The following is a 19381-nucleotide window of genomic DNA, read 5'->3' on the forward strand; positions in this document are numbered from 1 at the left end:
GGTTAGCGTTTCCAAGCTGACGGCGGAGCGGCAAGCGCCCCAAGACGCCCGTCGCTCGCCCGGTCAATACACGTCCCGCATATAGCGCCGTGCCTTCGAAAGCCGCGCGACGTAGTCGTTCGCGGCTTCGTCCGACATGCCGCCGTGCGTGGCGACGATCGCCTTCAGCGCCGTATCGACGTCCTTCGCCATCCGCGCGGCGTCGCCGCACACGTAGAAGTGCGCGCCTTCCTCCAGCCATGCGAACAGCTCGGCGCCCTGCTCGCGCATCCGGTCCTGCACGTAGACCTTGTCGGCCTGGTCGCGCGAGAACGCGAGATCGAGCCGCGTGAGGAACCCGCTGTCGCGCATCGCGCTCAGCTCGTCGCCGTAGTAGAAGTCGGTCTGCGCGTGCTGCTCGCCGAAGAACAGCCAGTTGCGCCCGCGCGCGCCGCGCGCCTGCCGCTCGTGCAGGAAGCCGCGGAACGGCGCGACGCCGGTGCCGGGACCAACCATCACGATCGGCACGTCGCCGTTCACCGGCGGCCGGAAATGCGCGGACTTCTGCACGAACACGGGCACGCGGCTGTCGTCCGCGCGATCGGCGAGGAACGTCGACGCGACGCCTTTGCGCGCGCGCCGGCCGTTGTGATAGCGCACGGCCGACACGGTCAGGTGAATCTCGCCCGCGTGCGCGCTCGGGCTCGACGCGATCGAATACAGGCGCGGCTGCATGCGCTTGAGCATGCCGACCAGCTCCGCGCCCGACAGCTCGACCGGGTATTCGTGCAGCACGTCCGCAAGCTGTTGCCCCCACAACCATTGCTTGAGGTCGGCCTTGCGATCGTCGCCGAGCAGCGACTTCAGCGCGCCGTTCGCGCTGCGCGACGCGATGAAGGCCAGCGTGTCCGGATGCGGGCGCGTGATGTCGAAGTGGCGCGCGAGCGCGTCGCCGAGCCGGATATCGCCGACGCCCGGCACCGACACGGGTGCATCGGCCTTCAGCGCGGTGACGGACAGCAGTTCGTCGACCAGCTCCGGGCAGTTGGTCGGCCACACGCCGAGCGCATCGCCGGTTTCGTATTCGAGGTTCGCGCCCTGGGTCGACAGCGACACGTAGCGCGTGTCCTTCGCGGCGCCCGGCCGGTTCAGCCGCAGGTTCGCGACGAGTTTCGACGGCGCCGGATGCGCTTTCGTCGGCAGCAGCCCCGACGGGCTCAATCCACCGGCCGGCACCGCGTGCAGCGCGGCATCGGCCTCCTTGATCCGCGCGACGACGCGCTCGAGCCATTGATCGGCATCGTGCTGGAATTCGACGTCGCAATCGACGCGCGCGCACAGGCGCGCCGCGCCGAGTTCCGCGAGCCGCGCGTCGAGCCGGCGGCCGTGGCCGCAGAACTGGTCGTAGTTGCGGTCGCCGAACGCGAGCACCGCGAAATGCACGCCGTCGAGGCGCGCGGCGCTGCCGCCCTGCAACGCGTCCCAGAACTCGCTGCCGTTGTCGGGCGCATCGCCGTCGCCGAACGTGCTCGTCATCAGCAGCACGTATTGCGCGCCGGCCAGCGACGCGACCGGATAGTCGGACATGCACGCGGTGCGGATCTCGAAGCCCGCGTTCATCAGCTTGGTCGCGTAATCGTCGGTCAACGATTCGATGTTGCCGGTCTGCGACGCCCACAACAACGTGACCTTCGGGCGCGGGCGCACGATGCGCACGCCGCCGGCCGCCGCAGCGTCGGGCGGCAGCGCGGGCGCGGCACGCTCCGCGGCGTGCGCGGGCAGCGAGCGGCTGAACAGCCCCGCGAGCATGCCGTCGAGCCAGAACCGCACGGGCGGCGTCAACGGCGCGCCGGCCGGCAGCACGGGCACGCTGCCTTCGCGACGGCCGGCACTCGCCTTCAACCCGCTGACGAGGCCGGCCACGTACAGCCGCTCGGTGTCGGTCAGCGGCGGCGGCGCGAAATCGGCGACGCCGAGCGCGGCCGCGAAAGTGTCGATGTCTGCCATGTCGGATTCCTGTGAGGCCGTGATCGGCGCTATCGCGGGCACGGGCGCGGGCGGTGCATCGTCCTCGCGTGCGTCGGTGCGCGCCGTGTCGTCGGCGGTCGACGCGAACGCGTCCGTGTCGACGCGCGTCAGCGCGACCGCGCAGTATTTCAGTTCGGGTTGCTGCGATTCCGCGTCGATCGCGTCGTTCGTCACCGCGTTAATGCACAGATCGTCGCCGTACACGTCGTTCCAGTGCATCGGCGCGAAGCAGTTGCCGCGCCGCACGCGGTCGGTCACGACGGCCGGCAGCACCGCGCGGCCGCGCGCCGAACGGATCTCGACGCTGTCCTTCGCGGCGATGCCGAGCGCGCTCGCATCGTCCGGGTGCAGTTCGACGAACGGGCGCGGGTTGAGCTTGTTCAGCATCGCGACCTTGCCCGTCTTCGTCATCGTGTGCCACTGATGCTGCAGCCGCCCGGTGTTCAGCACGATCGGGAACATGTCGTCGGGCAGCTCGGCCGGATCGACGTGCGGCCGCGCAAAAAAGCGCGCCTTGCCCGACGGCGTGGGGAACGCGAGGCGCGGCGCGTCGTTGCCGCCGGCTGCCGGGCGCAGCGCCTGGTTCACGCCGTCGTTCAGGTAGCGGATCGGGTGCCGCTCGCGCGCGGCGCCCGGCGCGACCGGCCACTGTACGGGCCCATCGCGCAGCGCCGCGTGGCTCGCGCCGCGCAGGTCGTAGCCGGTCGCCGGATTCGAGAAACGGACGATCTCGTCGAACACGTCGGCCGCCGACGCATAGTCGAACGCATCGCCGAAGCCCATCGCGCGCGCGACTTCCGCGATGATGCGCCAGTCGGGCAACGCGTCGCCGGGCGGCGCGACCGCCGCGCGCATCAGCGTCATGTTGCGCTCGGAATTGATCATCACGCCGTCGCCTTCGGCCCACAGCGCGCCGGGCAGCAGGATGTCCGCATAGCGGTTGGTCTCGGTGTCGAGGAAGGCATCCTGCGCGATCACGAGCTCCGCGGCTTGCAGCCCGGCGATCACGTTGCGCCGGTTCGGCACGGTCGCGACCGGGTTCGTGCAGACGATCCAGCATGCCTTGATGTCGCCGGCCGCCATCCGCTCGAACAGGTCGATCGTGCCGTTGCCGGTGTCCTTGCACAGCGTGCCGGCCGGCACGCGCCACAGGTTCTCGACGAAGCGGCGGTCGTCATCGGATGCCACCGAGCGCTGGCCCGGCAGCCCCGGCCCCATGTAGCCCATCTCGCGTCCCCCCATCGCGTTCGGCTGGCCGGTCAGCGAGAACGGCCCGCTGCCCGGGCGGCAGATCGCGCCGGTCGCGAGATGCAGGTTGCAGATCGCGTTGGTGTTCCACACGCCGTGCGTGCTCTGGTTGAGCCCCATCGTCCAGCAGCTCATCCATTCCTGCGCGTCGCCGATCCATTGCGCGGCCGTGCGGATGTCGGCTTCCGCGAGCCCCGTGATCTCGGCGACGCGCTCGGGCGTGTAGTCGGCGAGGAACGCGGGCATCGCGTCCCAGCCTTCGGTGTACGTATCGATGAACGCGGCGTCGGTGCGCCCGTTCGCATGCAGCAGATGCAAGAGCCCGTTGGTCAGCGCGAGATCGGTGCCCGGCCGGATCTGCAGGAACAGGTCGGCCTTGTCGGCGGTGCCGGTGCGGCGCGGATCGACGACGATCAGCTTCGCGCCGGCCTTCACGCGATCCATCATCCGCAGGAACAGGATCGGATGACAGTCGGCCATGTTCGCGCCGATCACGAAGAACAGGTTCGCGCGATCGAAATCCTCGTACGACCCGGGCGGGCCGTCCGCGCCGAGCGACTGCTTGTAGCCGGTGCTCGCGCTCGCCATGCACAGCCGCGAATTCGACTCGATGTTGTTGGTGCCGACGAAGCCCTTCGCGAGCTTGTTGACGAGGTATTGCGCCTCGATCGACATCTGCCCCGACACGTAGAACGACAGCGCATCGGGCCCGTGCGTATCGAGCACCGCCCGCAGCCGCCGCGCGGTCTCGGCGATCGCGTCGCGCGCCGGCAGCGGCACGAGGTCGTCCTCGCGGGCGCGGCGCACGAACGCACGGTCGAGCCGCCCCGAGCGGCGCAGCGCGACGTGCGCGGACGAACCCTTCGTGCACAGCCGCCCGAAGTTGGTCGGATGGTCGGCGTCGCCGGACACCTTGACGACTTCGCCATCCTCGACGTGCAGCACCATCCCGCAGCCGACGCCGCAGTACGGGCACACGCTCTTGACGGGGGTGGCGGTCATGCGTGCTCCGGGGCGCTCAGGCCGCAATCCATACGAAGCCGTCCTCGACCCGCGACGGATACGCGCTCACCGATTTCTCGGGCGCTTCCAGGCATTCGCCGGTGCGCAGGTCGAAGTGCTGCTTGTACAACGGCGATGCAACGACGACGCGCTCGCCGAGGCTGCCGATCAGCCCGCGCGACATCACGGCGGCCTGCGACACGGGATCGACGTTGTCGATCGCGAACACGCCGCCTTCCTCGGCATGCGCGACGTGAAACACGGCGACCTGCTCGCCGTTGACGAGCGCGCATACGCCGGTGTTCGGCACGATGTCGTCGAGCGGGCACACGCGGGTCCAGGACAGCGGAAGACGATCGTTCATGATGGGCTCCTTGGAAAAGACGCTGGTGTCGGTCAGAGTCAAACGGTTGCGGGTTCGGCGACGACGGGAATCGACACGGGTTTCCCGCCCCCGCGCTCGCCGGGCGTCGCGGGCCGGATCTGGCCGCGCGTCTCGACGAACTCGATGGTCGTATCCGGCGCGTCGCTGTTCACGAAGTGGCGGAAGCGCTTGCGCGTGTCGGGATCGGTGACGGCGCGCTTCCATTCGCACTCGTAGGTGTCGACCACGTGCTGCATGTCGGCTTCGAGCTCGGCCGCGATCCCGAGCTTGTCGTGCACGACGACGTCGGCCAGATAATCAAGGCCGCCTTCGAGGTTGTCGCGCCACACGCTGGTGCGTTGCAGCCGGTCGGCCGTGCGCACGTAGAACATCAGGAAGCGGTCGATATAGCGGATCAGCGTGTCGCGATCGAGATCGGACGCAAGCAGTTCCGCGTGGCGCGGCTTCATCCCGCCGTTGCCGCACACGTACAGGTTCCAGCCCTTCTCGGTCGCGATGATGCCGACGTCCTTGCCCTGCGCTTCCGCGCACTCGCGCGTGCAGCCGGACACGCCGAACTTGATCTTGTGCGGCGCGCGCAGCCCCTTGTAGCGATTTTCCAGGTCGATCGCGAGGCCGACCGAATCGTCGACGCCGTAGCGGCACCACGTCGACCCGACGCACGACTTCACCGTGCGCAGCGCCTTGCCGTACGCGTGCCCCGATTCGAAGCCGGCCGCGATCAGCTCCTCCCAGATCGACGGCAGTTGCTCGACGCGCGCGCCGAACAGGTCGACGCGCTGGCCGCCGGTGATCTTCGTGTAGAGGCCATATTTTTTCGCGACCTGGCCGACCGCGATCAGCCCTTCCGGCGTGACTTCGCCGCCCGGCATGCGCGGCACGACCGAATACGTGCCGTCGCGCTGAATGTTCGCGAGGTAGTAGTCGTTCGAATCCTGCAGGCCCGCGTGCTCCTTCTTCAGCACGAACTCGTTGAAGCACGACGCGAGGATGCCCGCGACGGCCGGCTTGCACACGTCGCAGCCGAGCCCGCGGCCGTGCTTGTGCAGCAATGCGTCGAACGTCGTGATGCGCTCGACGCGGATCAGGTGGAACAGCTCCTGGCGCGAATACGGGAAGTGCTCGCACAGATGGTTGTTGACCGCGAGGCCCTGCTTCTTCATCTCGGCCTTCATGATCTGCGTGACGAGCGGCACGCAGCCGCCGCACGACGTGCCGGCGCCCGTGCACGTCTTCAGCGCGCCGAGGCTCGTCGCGCCGTCTGCGACGGCCGCGCAGATCTGCGACTTCGACACGTTGTTGCATGAGCAGATCTGCGCGCCTTCCGGCAGCGCATCGACGCCGATCGCCGGCTTCGCCGCGCCGTCCGACGACGGCAGGATCAGGAATTCCGGCGACTCGGGCAACTCGATGCGGTTCAGCATCATCTGCAGCAGCGTGCCGTACTCGGCCGCATCGCCGACCATCACCGCGCCGTGCAGGAACTTGCCGCAGTCGGACACCACGAGCTTCTTGTAGACCTGGCGGCGCTCGTCCGCGTACTGGTAGGTGCGGCTGCCGGCCGTCGTGCCGTGCGCGTCGCCGATGCTCGCGACGTCGACGCCCATCAGCTTCAGCTTGGTGCTCATGTCGGCGCCGGCGAACGCGGCGTCCGCCGCTTCGTCCGCGTCGCCCGCGAGCTGCTTCGCGACCACGCGCGCCATGTCGTAGCCGGGCGCGACGAGGCCGTACACCATGCCGTTCCAGGCCGCGCATTCGCCGATCGCGTAGATGTCGGCGTCGCTCGTGCGGCACGCGTCGTCGATCGCGATGCCGCCGCGCGGGCCGATCTCGAGCCCGCACGCGCGGGCCAGTTCGTCCCGGGGACGGATGCCGGCCGAGAACACGATCATGTCGGTATCGAGATGCGAGCCGTCGGCGAACGCCATCCGGTGCGCGCCTTCGTCGCCGTCGACGATTTCGAGCGTGTTCTTGCCGGTATGCACGGTCACGCCGAGCGCCTCGATCTTCGCGCGCAGCATCCGGCCGCCGCCGTCGTCGACCTGCACGGCCATCAGGCGCGGCGCGAATTCGACGACGTGCGTTTCAAGCCCCATGTCGCGCAGCGCCTTCGCGCATTCGAGGCCGAGCAGCCCGCCGCCGATCACGACGCCGCGCTTCGCGTGCGCGCCGCACGCCTGCATCGCTTCGAGATCCTCGATCGTCCGGTACACGAAGCAGCCCGCGCGATCGCGGCCCGGCACCGGCGGCACGAACGGACGCGAGCCGGTGGCGAGTACCAGCTTGTCGTACGCGAGCGTTTCGCCCGACGCGAGCGTGACCATATGCGCGGCGCGGTCGATCGATGCGACTTGCGCGTTCAGGCGCAGGTCGAATTGCGGATGGCGCGCGAAGAAGCCAGGTTCGACGAGCGACAGCTCGTCCGCCGACTTGCCGGCGAAGAATTCCGACAGATGCACGCGATCGTAGGCCGGGCGCGGCTCCTCGCCGAGCACGGTGGCCTGCAGCGCGCCGGCCACGCCGGCTTGCGCCGCGACGCATTCGAGGAGCTTGTGGCCGACCATGCCGTGGCCGATGACGATGAGTTTCATGATGACGGTTCCTTCGGTCGATCAGTTCGCGGCGCTCGCGGCGGCCAGCGCGCGATCGCGCAGCTCGGCTTCGCGCGCCTTGTGTTCTTCGCTGAAGCGCACGGCCATCGCGCACAACGCGGTCGCGGTCACGGCAAGGCCGAGCAGGCTCAACGTGTGCTGCACATCGCCGACGCCCTTCAGCAGGAAAGCCGCGGCGACCGCGCCGACGTTGCCGCCCGCGCCGACGATGCCCGCGACGCCGCCGAGCGCCTTGCGGTCGATGAACGGCACCAGCGCGTAGGTCGCGCCGCACGCCATGTGCGTGAAGAGGCCGAAGGTGAGCATCGCGACGAGCGCGATGCCGATGCCTTGCGCATGCGAGAACCAGATCAGCCCGAGCCCTTCGCCGATGATCAGCGCGCACAGCAGCGTCGCGCGCACGTCGAGACTGCGGCGTGCGGCGATCTTGTCGGACAGCCAGCCGCCGAGCGCGCGGGCGAACAGCGCGAGCAGCCCGAACATCCCGACCGCGAAGCCGGCGTCCTTCAGCGACAGCTTGAAGTGATCGACGTAGTACAGCGCGGCGATGTTGTGGATGAACACCTCGACGCCGAAGCACGCGCCGTACGTGACGAACAGCATCCACACGCGGTAGTTGCCGCAGGCCGCGAAGAAGCTCGCCCAGCCGCCCTTCTTGCCGCTGTCGATCGTTACGCCCTGCTTGCGCAGCGCGACGAAATCGCCTTGCGGGCAGTCCTGCGTGAAACGCCAGTACGCCCACGCCATCACGAGCATCGCCACGCCCGGCACGACCAGCGCGATGCGCCACGACGAATCCTCGCCGAAGCCGAGCATCAGGCCCGCGGCGACGAGCAGCGGCATCAGCGCCTGCGTCGCGCCCGCGCCGGCATTGCCCCAGCCGGCCGTCGTCGCGTTCGCGGTGCCGACCACGTTCGGCGCGAACATCACCGACGTGTGGTACTGCGTGATCACGAAGCCCGCGCCGATCGCGCCGATGCCGAGCCGGCAGATCAGGAACCACAGGTAGTCGTGCGTGAACGACACGGCGAACACGGGAATCGCGCCGAGCAGCAGCAGCCCGGCATACACGCGGCGCGGGCCGAAGCGGTCGCACATCGGGCCGACCAGCAGCCGCACGGCGATCGTCGCGGCGACCGCGGCGATGTTGATGTTCGCGACTTGCGCCGCCGTGAGATGGAATTCGCGCGCGATCAGCGGCATCAGCGGCGCGCACGCGAACCACGCGAAGAAGCATACGAAGAACGCCATCCACGTCAGATGGAACGCGCGCATCGGCGCGGTGCGGAGGCTGAAGAGATCGATACGGGTAGCTTTGTCGGTCATGTCGTCCGCCCAAACGAAAAACGGCGTCCTGCGCACCCGGTCTCGTCGAGACCCGATGCGTAGGACGCCGTTGCCCATGAAGCCCGTTGCCGGGCGCGTCAGTATTCGGTACTGCGGGCGAATCGCCGTTGATCCGCCCGAACCAGCTTACGCAAACGCCGTGCCATATCGGCACGAATCCGGCCGAAAGCCTCGTCGCACAAGGCTTGCCGGACAGCACGCGACGCGAGGCGACGCATCGCGCGCTCTCCGTCGCGATGCACCGAGGCACAGATGTGGTGCGCTGCAGCACTGTCGCCGTGCGACATCGCGGTGCGCGCGGACGGCGCACGATGCACACCGATGCGACATGGCGATGGCCTATGTGAGGCATGCGCATGCACGCGTGCGGCCATCGCGCAGTGCATCGCGGCATGCGCTGACCGCGCGTTGCGTCGGTTGGCCCGGATATTGCTGAACGCTATGCATCACCGGCAACGGCGCCGGTGGGCAGTCCCCGCAAAACCCTGCCCGCCCTTCACGGCGGGTCCGACAGGACAACGGCGTCCCCCCGTGCACGGCACGGCCGGATGCCGGTGCGTTTCGACCGCCCGCCGCCGCCGCGCAACAACGCGACATCAGACCGCCGCAGCGATGCGATGCGGCACAGGAATACGACAATGACGACAGGCAAAGTCACGCTGCTGGGCGCCGGCCCCGGCGACCCCGATCTCCTCACGCTGAAGGCGGTAAAGGCGCTGGCCGCCGCCGACGTGCTGCTGCTCGACGATCTCGTCGCGCCCGGCATTGTCGGACTCGCGCCGCAGGCGCGCGTGATCCGCGTCGGCAAGCGCGGCGGCTGCCGCTCCACGCCGCAGGCGTTCATCGAGAAGCTGATGCGTCGCTACGCGCTGCGCGGCGCGCACGTGGTGCGCGTGAAGGGCGGCGACGCGCTGCTGTTCGGGCGCGCCGGCGAAGAGCTCGCGACGCTGCGCGCGGCCGCGATTCCGGTCGAGATCGTCAACGGCATCTCGTCGGGATTCGCCGCCGCCGCGAGCCTCGGCATCTCGCTCACGCACCGCGAGCACTGCCAGGGCGTCACGTTCGTCACCGCGCACCGCCAGGACCATGGCGAACCCGACTGGGCACGGCTCGCGGCGACCGGCACCACGCTCGCGATCTACATGGGGATGAGCCGCGTCGACAGCATCGCGGCCGGCCTGCTCGCCGCGCTCCCCGCGTCGACGCCGGCGGCAGCCGTGCAATGGGCCGGCACGCCCGACGAGCGCCGCTGGACCGGCACGCTCGGCACGCTCGCGCGCGGCGTCGAAGCGGCGCGGCTCGGCAGCCCGGCCGTGATCCTCGTCGGCGGCGCGATCGGCGAAGCGGCCGCGCAGGACGCGGACGCGGCAGCCGACGCGGCGCTTGCGCGGGCCGCCTGACATGCGCGGCATCGCGCGGCCTCAGCCGCTCCCCGTTTCCTTTCGCCCCGGCCGCGCGTGCGGCCTGCCTGCATCGCTCGCCGGTTGCACCGACGCATCACTGCTCCTGTTGCCCGCCTCATGAGTTCGTCCGCCCCCGCCCGCCTGCGCGTGCTGCTCGTCACCGATACCGACAAGCCGATCGGCGAACTCGGCGACGCGCTCGCGCGCCTCGGCTACGAGATGCTGAACGACGTCGCGACGCCCGCGCGCCTGCCGGCGGCCGTCGAGGAGCAACGCCCCGACGTCGTGATCATCGATACCGATTCGCCGTCGCGCGACACGCTCGAGCAACTCGCGGTCATGCATGCAACCGCGCCGCGCCCCGTGCTGATGTTCAGCCACGACGCCGACCAGGAACTGATCCGCGCGGCGGTCGGCGCGGGCGTCAGCGCATATCTCGTCGAAGGGTTGTCGGCCGAGCGCCTCGCGCCGATTCTCGAAGTCGCGCTCGCGCGCTTCTCGCACGACGACGCGCTGCGCCGCCGGCTGGCCGACGTCGAGCGCGAACTCGAGGAGCGCAAGCTGATCGACCGCGCGAAACGCGTGCTGATGGACCAGCGCAAGCTGTCCGAACACGACGCCTATGCGGCGCTGCGCAAGCGCGCGATGGATCAGGGCCTGCGCATCGTCGACGTCGCGCGACAATTGCTCGACGCGTCACCCCAGTCATGAGTCCAATGAATACCTCTCCTCCCGCCGCGCCGGAACGCGCGCATCTTCGCCTCGGGTTCGTCGCGCTCAGCGACGCGGCCCCGCTGATCGTCGCGCAACGCCTGAACCTCGGTGCGCGTCATGGCCTCACGCTCGAATTAAGCCGCCAGCCGTCGTGGGCGGCCGTGCGCGACAAGCTGCTCAGCGGCGAGCTCGACGCCGCGCATGCGCTGTATGGGCTCGTCTGCGGGCTGCAGCTCGGCATCGGCGGCCCGCAGGCCGACATGGCCGCGCTGATGGTGCTGAACCGCAACGGCCAGGCGATCACGTTGTCGCGCGGCCTCGCCGACGCTTACCGTGAGACCGGCAGCGTGCGCGCCGCGTTCGCGACGCTCGGCCGCAAGCCGCTGCTCGCGCAAACTTTCCCGACCGGCACGCACGCGATGTGGCTGAACGCATGGCTCGCGTCGCACGGCGTCGATCCGCTGCGCGACGTGCGCAGCGTCGTGATTCCGCCGCCCGAGATGGTCGCGGCACTCGCGGGCGGCGAGCTCGACGGCTTCTGCGCGGGCGAGCCGTGGCACGCGGTGGCCGAAGCGTGCGGCGCAGGCCGCACCGTCGCCGTCACGAGCGAGATCTGGCCCGATCACCCGGAGAAGGTGCTCGCGACCCGGCGCGATTTCGTCGCACTGTATCCGGCCGCCTCACGTGCGCTGGTCCGCACGCTCGTCGACGCATGCGCGTGGCTCGACAGCGCCGCGCACCGCCGCGAGGCGGCCGACTGGCTCGCGTCGCCCGACGCGCTGGGCGTGCCGGCCCGGCTGATCGCGCCGCGCCTGCTCGGCGACTACGGCGCGGGGCCGTTTGCGACGCCGCCGCTGCCGATCCGCTTTCACGACGGCGGCGCGGTGAACCGGCCCGACCCGCGCGAGGGCCAGTGGTTCCTGTCGCAATACCGGCGCTGGGGCATGCTCGACGGTTCGCACGACGACGCGGGCATCGCCGCGGCGATCGCGCAGACCGCGTTGTATGATGCTGCGGTCGCCGAAGGCGGCGCGGCGGGTCTGTCGCTGGCGTAGCGCGTAGCCGTAGCGCGCACCGCGCAGTGCAGCCGGTCCCCGCTGGCGCCCCGGAGGCGGCGCGGCCGCCGACCGCCGGCCGCTCGTGCCGCTCGGGCGACACCGCGTTGCCACCTCATCCCCGCTCCGAATCAATGCCGAAACCAACGCGCGCGCCGCTCGACGTGCTGCTCACCGAAATCCGCGCGTGCCGTGCATGCGAAGCCGACCTGCCGCTCGGCCCGCGCCCGGTCGTGCGCGCGCATCGCGACGCACGCATCCTGATCGTCGGGCAGGCGCCGGGCGCGCGCGTCCATGCGAGCGGCATCCCGTGGGACGACGCGAGCGGCATGCGGCTGCGCGACTGGCTCGGCGTCGACGCCGACACCTTCTACGACGAGACGCGCTTCGCGATCGTGCCGATGGGCTTCTGCTACCCGGGCCGCGGCGCGAGCGGCGACAACCCGCCGCGCCCCGAATGCGCGCCGCTGTGGATCGACCGGCTGCTGGCCGAACTGCCGTCGATCCGGCTCACGCTGCTGATCGGCCAGTACGCGCAGCGGCATTTCCTGCGCGGCGCGCGCAAGGCGACGCTGACCGACACCGTGCATGCGTGGCGCGACTACGGCCCCGCGATCCTGCCGCTGCCGCATCCGTCGCCGCGCAACCAGGCATGGTTCAAGCGCCATCCGTGGTTCGACGCCGACGTCGTGCCCGAACTGCGGCGCCGGGTCGCGCCGCTCGCGACGGGCTGACCAGGTAGGCGCGGGGCCGCGCCCGTCCCCGTCGCGCCCGGTTCGCTGTACCATCGCGGCTCCACCGCGTCACGAACAGCACAATCCTTCATGCCCTCCACCGCCCCGCCGCGCCTGTACGGGATGCCCGAACGCAGCGACCGGCTCGATTTCTACATCCGCGACCAGGCGTCGCGCCAGGCGATCACCGAGCCGCACCGGCACGCGTATTTCCAGATCCAGTTCAATCTCGGCGGCGACACCGAGCAGCGCATCGGCGGCGTCACGCGACCGTTTCCGCGCGGCGCGCTCGCGTTCGTGCTGCCGCACCGCGAGCACCTGATTCCGCACCCGGAAGGCGCGCATTTCATCGTGATCAACTTCAGCCAGGCGTTCCTGCGCGCCGATCTCGACGTCGATCCGCTCGATCTCGAGGACGTGCCCGCGCACCGCTTCCCCGAGCTGACGCCGTTCCGCTTCCAGGAGCACGTCGATTTCATCCTGACCGGCGATACGTACGACGAAGCGCGCCGCCTCGCGCTGTGCATGCTCGACGCCGATCGCGTGCGCACGTTCGGCTCGACCACGTTGCTGCGCGGCTACCTGCTGCAACTGATCGGGCTCGTCTGCACGCAGTACGCGGGCGCGCTCGACAAGCTCGCGCAACGCGGCGCCCAGCGCGCCGGCCGGCGCGACGCACTGGCCCGCGTGCTGCGCCACGTGCGGGCGAACCTGACCCGGGAGGACCTGACGCTCGCCGCGACCGCCGAAGCCGCGTTTCTGTCGCCGAACTACCTCGCGCACCTGGTGCGCAAGGAAACCGGCAGCACCTTCACCGATCTCGTGACCGAGCGCCGGATCGCGCTCGCGCAGTCGCTGCTGGCCCATACCAGCCGGCGCATCGCGGACATCGCACGCTCGGTCGGCTTTCGCGACGAAGGCTATTTCGCACGGCGCTTTCGTGCGCGGGTCGGCGTGTCGCCGAAGGCGTACCGCGACGCGAACGCCGCGCTGCCCGCCGCCGACGACGCGCAGCCGGCCGCCGACGCGTAGTTTTGTCCCGGTAAAACGCAGTTGCGTCGCATCCGCGCGCACGCGCGTCGGGTATCGTTGCACGCATGCCGGCCGACGCGCCGGTCGTCCGTCTTCCTACCGAACGAGGCCAATCCGATGTCCGCCTATGTCATCGACGCCGCTGAGCGTCCTTCCGTCGAAGTCGAACAGTCGTCCGCGCGCTTTCCGGTGCGCCGCGTCTTCTGCGTCGGCCGCAACTACGCCGACCACGCCCGCGAAATGGGCGCCGACCCCGACCGCGAACCGCCGTTCTTCTTCACGAAGCCGGCCGACGCGATCGTCCCGGCCAGCGGCACGGTCGCCTATCCGCCGCTGACGAACGACCTCCACCATGAAATCGAGCTGGTCGTCGCGATCGGCAAGGACGGCCGGTCGATCGACCCGGCCGACGCGCTGTCGCACGTGTGGGGCTACGGCGTCGGCGTCGACCTCACGCGCCGCGACCTGCAGGCCGAAGCGAAGAAGCTGAGCCGGCCGTGGGACTGGGCGAAGGGTTTCGACGCATCGGGCCCGGTGACCGCGCTGCGCGCGGCGACGGCCACCGGCCACCCGGCGACCGGCCGCATCTGGCTCGCGGTCAACGGCGACACGCGCCAGCAAGGCGACCTCGCCGACATGATCTGGCCCGTGCCCGACGTCATCGCGTACGTGTCGCGCTCGGTCGAGCTGAAGGCCGGCGACCTGATCTTCACCGGCACGCCGGCCGGCGTCGGCGCGCTGCAGCCGGGCGATCGCGTGACGGGCGGCGTCGACGGCATCGCGACGTTCGAATTCGTGGTCGGCGCGAAGCCGTAACGCGACATGCGCGGCGGCCGCGTGCCCGGGCCGCCGTGCGAGATTCTGATGCCGGTCAGTCGTAGCGGCGCAGGAACGCGTCGGCGACGGCGGGCGGATTCAGCGCTTTCGCCGATGCGTTTTCCAGCGCCTCGGCCGCGTCGTCGTCGCTGATCGACACGAACAGCGTGATGGCCGCCCTGTCGTCACCCGTGCCGAACACGCCGTCGCGATCGAGCAGCCGCAATGCCGCGATCATGTCGACGTGCAGTTGCCGGGAAAATTCGCTGAAGCGCGATTGGACGAACTGCGGGCTCAGCACTTCGTCGGCGAGCCTGCCGCAGATCGCGTTGAACGGCGACGCCTCGGCCGCCGCGTACGCCCATTCGGACACGCCCCACACGAACCACGGATCGTCGTCCGCCACCGCCTGTTGCGCGCGGATTCGGCGCAGCCCTTCGACAGAATTGGCGGCCGGCACCACCGTCATCGCGCCGCTGTCGGTGTACAGCGCAAACGCATAGAAATGCTCGTCCGGGTGCAACGCCCGCAGCGCCCTGAAGGTCGCCCTCGCGGCGTCGGCAATGTCCCGCTGGAAATCAGAAAAGTCGCTCATCGCATCCTCGTCCAGTCGCCCTTTGCGCTCGCCGGGACACGCGGCGCGCGGATCATGCGTCGTCTCCCGGCATGCGGCGGATTGTCCGTCATTCGGCCGCGCGCCGGTACCGGGGCGCACCCGCGCTCACCGCCCGGCGTCCTGCCCGTCGAACGCCCGCACGCACACGGCGGCCGCCAGCGCGATCGCCGCCGACAGCAGCATCATCGCGAGCGGCAGGTAGCCGGCATTGCGCGGGGTCAGCAGCGCGCCTGTCAGCGACGACAGCGCGGCGCCGCCGCCGATCGTCATCGCGCCGGCCAGCCCCGACGCGCTGCCTGCCAGCTCCGGGCGCACCGACACCGCGTCCGCATGGGCGCCTGGATTGCTCAGCCCGTTGCCGATGCCGACCAGCACGCACGGACCGAACCATGCGAGCGCGTGCGTCGCGCCGCCGGACACGAGCGCGAGGCCGGTCAGCGGACCCGCACACGCCGCGACCCGCCCGCACAGGATCGTCGTGGCCAGCGCGTAGCGGCGCGCGACCCGCGCGGCCAGCAAGCTGCCACCCACGAAACCGGCCGTGATCGTCCCCATGTAGAAGCCGATCTCCGCCGGCGCGATGCCGAACAGCGTTTTCGCGGCGAGCGGCGCGCCGGCCAGGAATGCATAGAACGTGCCCGTCGAAAACGCCATGCACAGCGCATAGGCCCAGAAACGGCGCGCACGCAGCAGCGCCGGATACGCACGAAGCTGCTGCGCGAAGCTCGACGGCCGGCGCGTATGGGTTTCGACGAGATCGAACGCGCACCAGCCGAACAGCGCGCTGCCGACCGCGCCGAGCAGCCAGAAGCTCGCGCGCCACCCGACCGTCTGATCGAGCACGCCGCCGAGCGTCGGGCCGAGCATCGGCGCGAACGCGGCGGCCATCGCCGCATAGCCGATCCGGCTCGCCGCGCGCGCCCCGCCGCCGGTATCGCGGATCGCCGCCATCGACACCGGATAGACCGACGTGATCGCCGCCTGCATCAGCCGGCAGCCGAGAAACACGCGAATATCGGTCGCCATCGCGCAGCCGAGCGAACCGAGCGCGAATATCGCGACGCTCGTCAGCACGATCGGCCGCCGCCCGAACCGGTCGGACAGCGGCCCCGTCACGCATTCGAGCGACGCGGCCACCGCCGCATAACCACCGAGCGACAGCGCGACGAGCGCATAGTCGGTGTGCAGGTCGCGCACGATCGCCGGCAGCGACGGCAGGAACAGGCTCAGCGGCAGCACCGACAACGCGCACAACAGGATCAACGTTGCGTGTCGCGGCGACGCCGGATCGGAAGCGGTCGACAGGTTCGATGACAAGCGGATGCCCTCCCGCGCACGGGCCGCACGGCCGTGCGCAACACAAAAAAAGCCCCCGAACGAGTCGGGGGCGCATGGGTGCCGGCGCGGTGCCGCTACCGGACCCTGCGCCTGTGGACTACTACGATGAAGCAAGCCGTTTTCATGCCGAGTGGCTCCTGAATGCGTGGCGGACCGCCAGCGATACCGGACGATGTTAGGCGGACGCTAGCAGCCGCGTCAACGCCCTACCGCACGCGCACCGAGACGAACTTCCGCGCGTTGTTGCGCTGGATCAGCACGGCGATCACGCTGCCGCCGCTCGCTTCGAGCGTCTGCACGTCGTCCGGCGTCTCCAGCAGCGTGTCGTTGAGTTCCAGCACGACGTCGCCGGGCAGGATGCCTGCGCGCGCGGCCGGGCCGTGCACCGCGTCCACCATCATCCCGATCGCGAGCCCCGTCGACCGACGCTCGGCGTCGCTCAGCGCGTGCATCGTCAGCCCGAGGCGATCGCCGCGGTCACCGCTGGCACCACCGTCGCCGGGCTCGCCGGCGGCCGGCCCCGGCCCCGGCCGTCCAGCGGACTTAGGTGCGGCCATGCCGACCGTTGCGGCCGCGCTCATGCCCGCGTCGTCGGCGCCGGTGATCGTCAGCTTCACCGGCGCACGGTTGCGGATCACGCGCAGCGGCGCCTTTGCGCCGGGCAACAGCGCGGCGGCCAGGTCGTCCAGTTCCGCCGAGCGACCGATGGTCTTGTCGCCCATCTTCACGATCACGTCGCCGGGCTTCAGGCCCGCCGCGGCGGCCGGCGAGCCGGGCGCGACGCCGTTGACGAGCGCGCCTGCCGGACGCGGCAGCCCGAACGCCGCGGCCAGCCCGACGCCGACGTCCTGCACGTCCGCGCCCAGCGCATTGCCCGACGGCGCAGGCGCCTGGGCCTGCTGCGCCTGCTGTTGCGTCTGCATCTGCGCCTGCTGTTGCGCGCGCAACTGGGCGCGCATCCTTGCCGCGAATGCGATCGGGATGGCGAACGTCGTGCTTGCGTAGCGATCGGTGCCCGTATAGACCTGCACCGCGATGCCGATCACGTCGCCCGCGCGATTGAACACGGGGCCGCCCGAGTTGTCCGGGTTCGGTGCGATGTCGGTCTCGAAGAACGGAAACGCGCTGCCGTCCGGCAAGCGGCGCGACGTCGCGCTGACGATGCCGGCCGTGACCGTGTTGCCCGATCCGTCCGGCGCGCCGATCGTCATCACCGGTTCTCCCGCGCGGACCTTCGACGAATCGCCGACGCGCACGAACGGCAGCTTCGTCGCGTCGACGCGCAGCACGGCGACGTCGCTTTGCGGATCGACGGCCAGCACCGTCCCCTTGAATTCGCGGCGGTCGGTGAGCCGCACCGTCACGTCGGTCACCTCGTCGACCACGTGGGCGGACGTGAGAATCAGGCCGTCGGCGCTGACGATGAAGCCCGAGCCGCTGCCGGACACCGCACGCGGCGTATCGGACGCCGGCGCCGCCTGTGCGGGCGGCGCCGCACCGTGCCGGAAGAACGCGGCGAGCGGATCGTCGGGATCGAGGGCGGCAAAGGCCGGCCCGCCGGTTTGCGGATCGGGTGTGGCGGCCACGATGGTCACGACCGCCGGGCCGTAGCGCTCGACGATCGCCGGGAAATCGACCGGCATCGCGTAAGGCGCGGCGGGCGGCCGCACCTTCATCGCCGGTGGTGCGGCGTGCGGTGCGAGGGTGCCGGCAACGGCGGCGGGCGGCGGCCAACATCCGGCAAACACGCCCCCGATCAACGCGGTGCGAAGCACGGCGCGAGCAAGCGTCTGGCAAACCACGGTGCCACCTCCCCCGGCAGCCGCGACGCTACCCTGCGCGAGACGCGCAGGCGCCCGACAAGCACCGGTACACCCAACCATTTATAGCGCACGCGCCGGTTGGAACACACGAATCGAAACCCGTATGCCGGGAGGCGCCGTGGCGGCGGAACCGCGACGGCGTTCGTTTCGAACAAAGCGCGCGGTTCGTCAATCCGAATATCCACCACGCAGCGGTGCGCGTGCCGGCGTCAGCGTGACGGTCTGCGGGCAATCATCAGCCTGTCGCGCATCACCGACAGACAGCATGCGAAGCGCGGATGGTCCGTCATCGGTCCGCATCCGTCGACGAGCCGGCACCCGCTCCGTTCAGTGGCACGACAATACCGCCACCCCGCCGACGCCTTGCGTGTTCGGCAACGCAGCCGTGTAACCGACGGCGACCAGCGGCTGGGCCGCGTCATGTCCGACAACGATCGATTGAATCGTTGCGGGCCCGGTGGTCTTCAACACACCGTTCAACGGCACCTGCGTATATGTCAGCCCGTGTTGCGCACTTCCGAGCTGGATCGACAGGTTCAGCGTGGTGAGCATGCGCGTGACCGGATCCAGCATGGCCGAAGCCGAAACGAGCGTCCCATCCGCGCCGCCGTTGTTGCTCGCCACCGTGTCGGAGATTACCTGCGTACACGAAAGCGGAGCGCCCGTGGCGGGCAACGACAGCGGCGTGCCGACCGCGTAGTGCACGCCCTGCGCATCGGTATAGGTATTGCCGTCGGTGTCCATCGCGCGATTCCACCGGCCGATCGCCACATCGGTGCCGACGCCCTGGATCTCGGTCACGGCCCCGTGGTCGAGCCCGAGGCAGTCGGTCGCCGCCGCCGACGACGCCAGCGTCGTAAACGCGCCGCTTCCCTGCTGAACCAGGCTCGTCGCCGGCACATTGTCCGCCGTCATGTTGCGGTTCTTCGCCCACTCGCTCGGCAAATTCGGCACTACGAGCACCGCCAGTTGGCCGTTGTTCGCCGCAACCGGCGACGCCGCGCCCGAATAGCTGAAGCGGCCGTTCGGTCGGCAGGCCGTGGGTGCGGACGGCTGGGCAGGCGCGCCCGGCGCCGGCGTGGCGGGCGGCGTGACCGTCGGCGTTCCCGCCGTATCGTTGTTCGATGCGTTGCTGCCCGTTTTGGCCGCGCCACCGTCATCGCCGCCGCCACACGCCGCCAGCATCAACACCGTACTCGCCAGACCCACCAGACAGACTTGCTTGCCCCGCATGCTTTACCTCGTTTTC

14 protein-coding genes are annotated in these 19381 nt (G+C 70.2%); 6 read left to right on the forward strand and 8 right to left on the reverse strand.

The window, feature by feature from the left end:
* Positions 1-63 precede the first annotated feature (63 nt).
* From GJG85_RS19395 to GJG85_RS19410, 4 genes are read right to left on the reverse strand one after another with little or no spacing between them, the layout of a single operon-like run.
* Entirely contained in the window at positions 64-4257 is a 4194-nt protein-coding gene (locus GJG85_RS19395) for a bifunctional nitrate reductase/sulfite reductase flavoprotein subunit alpha (RefSeq protein WP_204384286.1), read from the reverse strand.
* A gap of 16 nt (positions 4258-4273) precedes the next feature.
* Positions 4274-4621 (reverse strand): nitrite reductase small subunit NirD, encoded by a 348-nt coding sequence (nirD, locus tag GJG85_RS19400; protein ID WP_050012744.1) that lies wholly within the window; start codon positions 4619-4621, stop codon positions 4274-4276.
* Positions 4622-4659: 38 nt separating this feature from the next.
* Positions 4660-7233, reverse strand: coding sequence for a nitrite reductase large subunit NirB (gene nirB, locus GJG85_RS19405; RefSeq protein ID WP_050012745.1), 2574 nt, complete (start codon positions 7231-7233; stop codon positions 4660-4662).
* A gap of 21 nt (positions 7234-7254) precedes the next feature.
* On the reverse strand, positions 7255-8580 hold the full coding sequence (locus GJG85_RS19410) for an MFS transporter (RefSeq protein ID WP_050012746.1): 1326 nt from the start codon (positions 8578-8580) through the stop codon (positions 7255-7257).
* A gap of 659 nt (positions 8581-9239) precedes the next feature.
* Here GJG85_RS19410 and cobA point away from each other — a divergent pair.
* From cobA to GJG85_RS19440, 6 genes are all read left to right on the forward strand, one after another.
* Positions 9240-10001, forward strand: coding sequence for a uroporphyrinogen-III C-methyltransferase (cobA, locus tag GJG85_RS19415; protein ID WP_050012868.1), 762 nt, complete (start codon positions 9240-9242; stop codon positions 9999-10001).
* Between the two features lie 120 nt (positions 10002-10121).
* Entirely contained in the window at positions 10122-10715 is a 594-nt protein-coding gene (locus GJG85_RS19420) for an ANTAR domain-containing protein (RefSeq protein ID WP_050012747.1), read from the forward strand.
* A gap of 5 nt (positions 10716-10720) precedes the next feature.
* Positions 10721-11773, forward strand: coding sequence for a CmpA/NrtA family ABC transporter substrate-binding protein (locus GJG85_RS19425; RefSeq protein ID WP_050012748.1), 1053 nt, complete (start codon positions 10721-10723; stop codon positions 11771-11773).
* Positions 11774-11907: 134 nt separating this feature from the next.
* Positions 11908-12507, forward strand: a complete 600-nt coding sequence (locus tag GJG85_RS19430; RefSeq protein ID WP_050012749.1) for a uracil-DNA glycosylase family protein — start codon at positions 11908-11910, stop codon at positions 12505-12507.
* A 90-nt stretch (positions 12508-12597) separates the two neighbouring features.
* On the forward strand, positions 12598-13539 hold the full coding sequence (locus GJG85_RS19435; RefSeq protein WP_050012750.1) for a helix-turn-helix transcriptional regulator: 942 nt from the start codon (positions 12598-12600) through the stop codon (positions 13537-13539).
* 117 nt (positions 13540-13656) lie between these two features.
* Entirely contained in the window at positions 13657-14355 is a 699-nt protein-coding gene (locus tag GJG85_RS19440; RefSeq protein ID WP_050012751.1) for a fumarylacetoacetate hydrolase family protein, read from the forward strand.
* A gap of 55 nt (positions 14356-14410) precedes the next feature.
* Here the strand turns inward: GJG85_RS19440 and GJG85_RS19445 are convergent, their stop codons facing one another.
* The 4 genes from GJG85_RS19445 to GJG85_RS19460 all read right to left on the reverse strand — a co-directional run bounded on the left by GJG85_RS19445 (position 14411) and on the right by GJG85_RS19460 (position 19365).
* Positions 14411-14950: a DUF4303 domain-containing protein gene (locus tag GJG85_RS19445; RefSeq protein ID WP_050012752.1), complete on the reverse strand. Its 540-nt coding sequence runs from the start codon at positions 14948-14950 to the stop codon at positions 14411-14413.
* Positions 14951-15076: 126 nt separating this feature from the next.
* Positions 15077-16288 carry an MFS transporter gene (locus tag GJG85_RS19450; RefSeq protein WP_204384287.1) on the reverse strand — a complete coding sequence of 404 codons (1212 nt, stop codon included), beginning with the start codon at positions 16286-16288 and terminating at the stop codon, positions 15077-15079.
* A gap of 227 nt (positions 16289-16515) precedes the next feature.
* Positions 16516-18111: a trypsin-like peptidase domain-containing protein gene (locus GJG85_RS19455; RefSeq protein WP_179233170.1), complete on the reverse strand. Its 1596-nt coding sequence runs from the start codon at positions 18109-18111 to the stop codon at positions 16516-16518.
* A gap of 348 nt (positions 18112-18459) precedes the next feature.
* A complete protein-coding gene (locus GJG85_RS19460) occupies positions 18460-19365 on the reverse strand; it encodes a hypothetical protein (RefSeq protein WP_050012755.1) in 906 nt (301 codons plus the stop codon).
* Positions 19366-19381: the final 16 nt, after the last annotated feature.

It is taken from the genome of Burkholderia sp. MS389, assembly GCF_016899425.1.
Taxonomy (GTDB): domain Bacteria; phylum Pseudomonadota; class Gammaproteobacteria; order Burkholderiales; family Burkholderiaceae; genus Burkholderia; species Burkholderia sola.

Excerpts from the sequence above, each read along its gene's own strand:
- GJG85_RS19435 (WP_050012750.1), top strand. The coding sequence starts at position 12,598 with ATGCCCTCCACCGCCCCGCCGCGCCTGTACGGGATGCCCGAACGCAGC.
- GJG85_RS19460 (WP_050012755.1), bottom strand. The coding sequence starts at position 19,365 with ATGCGGGGCAAGCAAGTCTGTCTGGTGGGTCTGGCGAGTACGGTGTTG.
- GJG85_RS19410 (WP_050012746.1), bottom strand. The coding sequence starts at position 8,580 with ATGACCGACAAAGCTACCCGTATCGATCTCTTCAGCCTCCGCACCGCG.
- GJG85_RS19440 (WP_050012751.1), top strand. The coding sequence starts at position 13,657 with ATGTCCGCCTATGTCATCGACGCCGCTGAGCGTCCTTCCGTCGAAGTC.
- nirB (WP_050012745.1), bottom strand. The coding sequence starts at position 7,233 with ATGAAACTCATCGTCATCGGCCACGGCATGGTCGGCCACAAGCTCCTC.
- GJG85_RS19430 (WP_050012749.1), top strand. The coding sequence starts at position 11,908 with ATGCCGAAACCAACGCGCGCGCCGCTCGACGTGCTGCTCACCGAAATC.
- cobA (WP_050012868.1), top strand. The coding sequence starts at position 9,240 with ATGACGACAGGCAAAGTCACGCTGCTGGGCGCCGGCCCCGGCGACCCC.
- GJG85_RS19445 (WP_050012752.1), bottom strand. The coding sequence starts at position 14,950 with ATGAGCGACTTTTCTGATTTCCAGCGGGACATTGCCGACGCCGCGAGG.
- nirD (WP_050012744.1), bottom strand. The coding sequence starts at position 4,621 with ATGAACGATCGTCTTCCGCTGTCCTGGACCCGCGTGTGCCCGCTCGAC.
- GJG85_RS19420 (WP_050012747.1), top strand. The coding sequence starts at position 10,122 with ATGAGTTCGTCCGCCCCCGCCCGCCTGCGCGTGCTGCTCGTCACCGAT.
- GJG85_RS19425 (WP_050012748.1), top strand. The coding sequence starts at position 10,721 with ATGAATACCTCTCCTCCCGCCGCGCCGGAACGCGCGCATCTTCGCCTC.
- GJG85_RS19395 (WP_204384286.1), bottom strand. The coding sequence starts at position 4,257 with ATGACCGCCACCCCCGTCAAGAGCGTGTGCCCGTACTGCGGCGTCGGC.